The following is a 4,005-nucleotide window of genomic DNA, read 5'->3' on the forward strand; positions in this document are numbered from 1 at the left end:
CGTTTGATACTTCTTGCCAATAATTTTGACTAAAAATTACTCCAATTAGCTTGAGTGATACAAATTTGTGATACATTATTGTATATACAAATTTGAATGTTTTTTATGGAACTGTATTTCGAATGGGATGAGGCTAAAAACCAAAAGAATCAGAAAAAACATGATGTATCTTTTGAAACCGCAAGCCTCGTTTTTGAAGATCCTTTACGGATCTCAATCCAGGATCGACATACCAATGGTGAAGAACGTTGGCAAACGATCGGTATGGTTAAAGGTGTACTGATGTTATTGGTGGCTCATACAATCATTGACGATGATGACTGTGAGATCATACGAATCATTAGTGCAAGGCAAGTCACTAAAGCGGAACGCAATCAATATGAGCATGGTTAGATATACACGCAAAGAACTGAATGAAAATTTCAGTGACAAGCAAGATGCTGAAATTAAACGCTTGCTTGCGAAAGGAACTGTACCAGATGAACAATTAGATCTATCTGACATTCCTGAGATTACCGACTGGAGTCATGCTGTTCGCCATGGGCAATTTTATCGTCCAGTGAAGCAACAAACATCTGTTCGTCTAGATGCAGATGTACTTGCATGGTTAAAGGCTCAAGGCAAAGGCTATCAGACACGCATGAATAAAATTCTGCGTGAAGCAATGCTAGAAGATCTTAAGAATCATTGATGAAAATGGGAGCTATAGACTCCCATTTTTGCTTCGCATAAGAGATTTTATGTTAAATAAAATTTACTTTGCAACTTCAATAATTGCAGGTACTTCAAAGCGTTTTCCTTTTGTTGTCACTGCAAAAATTTTAGCATTCTTATCCACCCCCATTTTTATATTATCAGTGAGCTGATGGTCGATAGTAATGAGGTTTGGCATAGGAAGTAAGACTTTCTCACCTGCAGATAAGACCTTTTCTGTATCTAATTGAGATGCATATTCTGGCATATCTAGATCCTGATAGCCTGCTTCTATAATTCTAACTGGGGCATTTCCAATATTTGTAATTAACATAGCAGTTTTTAGGCCTTTCCTTTCATCGACCCCACTCAATATTCTTAAATCTGTTGGGCTTAGAGGGCTTTTATCAAAGGTCATTTTTAATTCAATTTTTATTTTTTCTTCAATAGCATCTTGTCTCTGTAAATATTGAGTATAAGCAGACCAAGTAGCAATAATAATAGCTAGAAACGAAAGTATTAGAGATACATTAGCTTTATTCATTGAATTTTAACCATTTTTAAAATTTTTTATGTAACACCAGTATTTTTCATATAGGTGTTGGAATTGTAGAAAATTTCAATGTTTGAAATTTTGAATAAGAAATTTTATGTTAAGTGAATAAATTGCAGACAGTAAAAAGCCCACTGTTAAGCGGGCTTTTTACTCAATTTTTTTGTCTTACCAACCGTAATTAATAAGACTTAACGTGTACAATTTAACGCAATTTAAAATTGATTGCAATCATTTAGCTCAATGTCATTACTTATTCCAATACCAAGAAAGCAGACTTATCAAACTTTTTTTAATGTTACTTCTAAAAGTGAGACACAAGGGGTCTATCAATGGCATCAAGATCTAGCTGCCGAAGCATTCTTAATCTTATGTGATTTTGAAATTATATTTCGGAGTAAAATTCATCAAGCAATGGCCTCTTTGAATTGTTATCCAAATCAGGATGATTGGATTGTAGGCAGCCGTCAGCAACAAAATTTAGTTAATAAACTTCAGCGAGATATGCTCAGTGCCCAACATGCAGGAAAGGATTTTTATCCTGATGCTAACAACTATAATTTACATTCATCATTTAAATTAAGTAAAAAAGATAGACAAAATTTTATAAACATCATTTGTGAATATATTGAGAAAGGAAAGACCTCTTTCACTCATGATGATCTGGTCGCATCAGTTAGTTTTGGCTTTTGGGTGAGTCTACTCAAACGGTTGGAATGGCTGAAACATGGAAGCTTAACAACGCAATATCTAAAAGAAATATTTCGCCACTCTACAAAAGGTTTTGATTTAAACCATTTAAAAAGTATTTTAGATACATTAAACAGAATTAAGTCATTTAGAAATCGTATTGGTCATCACGATAGTATTATGCGAATACCTGAACCTATAGCTGGGCATCCTGATTTTTATCCTAGAACGGTAAATCAGATGATTAATAGCTTAAAAATATTATTGTTAAGTTTATTAGATCTTGTTCGTGATATTGATCCTCAGTGTAGTTTAGCTATTGAACAATCCAAAAATTGGAAAAGCTTTTTTTTATTGTTAAAAGTTGAAAGTTTCCAAGTATATCGGAGTAATAGCGGTAATTTAGAGAGTTATGTCATTTGCTACTTAAACAATAGTTACAATACTTTTGATAAGTAATAACGTGAAGAAATAGTTATAAATTTCTATTTTACTATTGAATTTTAAAGGTTTACCCATCATAAAAACTATGCAGTGATTACAGAGAAGGCACCAACATGGCAGCAGTGAATTTAAGTGGTACAGCTATTTTTGAAGTAGAAGTAGAAAATGAAGACGGGGACATGGGATATGAAGAAATTAGCATTTCCCCTGATGAGGTAGAATGGGACACAGAGGTACATGATCCAGATAGACAAATGGGGACTGAATATGTGCATATTGGCACTGCCTATGTAAATAGTGAAGAAGTTCGATGGTTGGTATATGAGTATCCAGAAGGGGTACTTAATTATATAGATCATCAAACTAATGGACTTAATTTGTTAAAAGATTTCCAAATGGATCTGGAGTATGAACCAGAGCAGGATTCTGACGAATATTAAGTCATATTGAATTTAAGGAAGCAGCTTACCAAGCTGCTTCTTTTTTATATTAAAAATTAATTAATTAGGTAAAAAAGTGTCTATTGAGTTCATAACAGAAAGTGAGTTTTCCAAATATGTGACTAAAACATATACTGGAATAACAAGAGAAATTGCTTGGTATAAAAGTAATACCTTAGATCTTGTTGGTGTTCTTCTTCTGGACAATATTGATAAAGACTGGGGATATGTAATTCTTGCAAAAGAAGAAGATGGTAACTATAGACCTCAAGATGTAGGCACAAGTATAGGTAGTCAATCAGATGCCAATAACGAGCTGCGTACCAAAATGCTTCATATTGAATCATCTGGAGAGGTTAAGGATGAGTTATATGAAGATAAAAATGGCGTTTTAGATCTACCTAAAATAGAAATTATGTCAATTGATAATCATATTAAGGCATACTTCAAAAAAAAACCTCAAGATCTTTATCAGCTTTCATCTCGAAAATTCGAAGAATTAGTTGCTAGTATTATTAAAGATATGGGATTTGATGTTGAATTGACACCTGCAACTCGTGATGGTGGTAGAGATATTATCGCGTATATTAGAACAGGTATCTCTAGTTATTTAACGCATATAGAGTGTAAACGGTACGCACCTGACAATAAAGTTAGTGTAGATATTATTCGTAGTGTTGTTGGTGTCCATCACATGCGAAATGCAAATAAGAGTGTTATTGTCACAACAGGATTTTTTACAAAAGATGCTCGTGATGAAGCTAAGCTAGTTGAAAATAGTCTTGATTTAAAAGACTATTATGATTTAAAAGACATGCTAAGTAAGTACTGATACATCTGATAATGAAAAACCCCGACATCCTGTCGGGGTTTTTCGTATTTGATGCTTAAGCATGACTCCTGTCTAGCTTCACGATCCTGGTGTTTGACTTATGATTATTGTTTTAGGTCTTCGAACATCCTGTTCTTGATGAGTCCATGATAGGAAATCGAGGATCATCTGCCTATTGGGGAATTTCTTGAATGGCTGTAAGCCAGAACGTACAGTGAAAGGCCCAAAAAATTATCCCGATAGTTGTCCGCAGAAAATGGGGATAAATTCAGAAATGGAAGGCTTAAGAAATCAGAAAAAGTCGCAATTTTGATTTTTTTTTAAACAATTTAATTGGCAAGAAGTATCAAACA

General features: G+C 33.7%; 6 protein-coding genes. 5 read left to right on the forward strand and 1 reads right to left on the reverse strand.

Annotation, left to right across the window (positions count from 1 at the left end; genetic code table 11):
* The first annotated feature begins 105 nt into the window (after positions 1-105).
* Positions 106-393 carry a BrnT family toxin gene (locus Aso01_RS15715; protein WP_002124950.1) on the forward strand — a complete coding sequence of 96 codons (288 nt, stop codon included), beginning with the start codon at positions 106-108 and terminating at the stop codon, positions 391-393.
* Positions 380-691 (forward strand): BrnA antitoxin family protein, encoded by a 312-nt coding sequence (locus tag Aso01_RS15720; RefSeq protein ID WP_004836815.1) that lies wholly within the window; start codon positions 380-382, stop codon positions 689-691. The genes Aso01_RS15715 and Aso01_RS15720 overlap by 14 nt, the downstream gene beginning before the upstream one ends.
* A gap of 63 nt (positions 692-754) precedes the next feature.
* Here the strand turns inward: Aso01_RS15720 and Aso01_RS15725 are convergent, their stop codons facing one another.
* Positions 755-1,237 carry a hypothetical protein gene (locus Aso01_RS15725; protein WP_004931616.1) on the reverse strand — a complete coding sequence of 161 codons (483 nt, stop codon included), beginning with the start codon at positions 1,235-1,237 and terminating at the stop codon, positions 755-757.
* A gap of 252 nt (positions 1,238-1,489) precedes the next feature.
* Between Aso01_RS15725 and Aso01_RS15730 the strand changes: the two genes are divergently transcribed.
* From Aso01_RS15730 to Aso01_RS15740, 3 genes are all read left to right on the forward strand, one after another.
* A complete protein-coding gene (locus Aso01_RS15730) occupies positions 1,490-2,395 on the forward strand; it encodes an Abi family protein (RefSeq protein ID WP_004931611.1) in 906 nt (301 codons plus the stop codon).
* A gap of 98 nt (positions 2,396-2,493) precedes the next feature.
* On the forward strand, positions 2,494-2,820 hold the full coding sequence (locus Aso01_RS15735; protein ID WP_004931609.1) for a hypothetical protein: 327 nt from the start codon (positions 2,494-2,496) through the stop codon (positions 2,818-2,820).
* A gap of 76 nt (positions 2,821-2,896) precedes the next feature.
* Complete coding sequence (locus Aso01_RS15740) at positions 2,897-3,652, forward strand: restriction endonuclease (protein ID WP_052406679.1); 756 nt, start codon at positions 2,897-2,899, stop codon at positions 3,650-3,652.
* The last annotated feature ends 353 nt before the right edge of the window (positions 3,653-4,005 follow it).

The sequence above is a fragment of the Acinetobacter soli genome (genome assembly GCF_000760595.1).
GTDB classification, from domain to species: Bacteria; Pseudomonadota; Gammaproteobacteria; order Pseudomonadales; family Moraxellaceae; genus Acinetobacter; species Acinetobacter soli.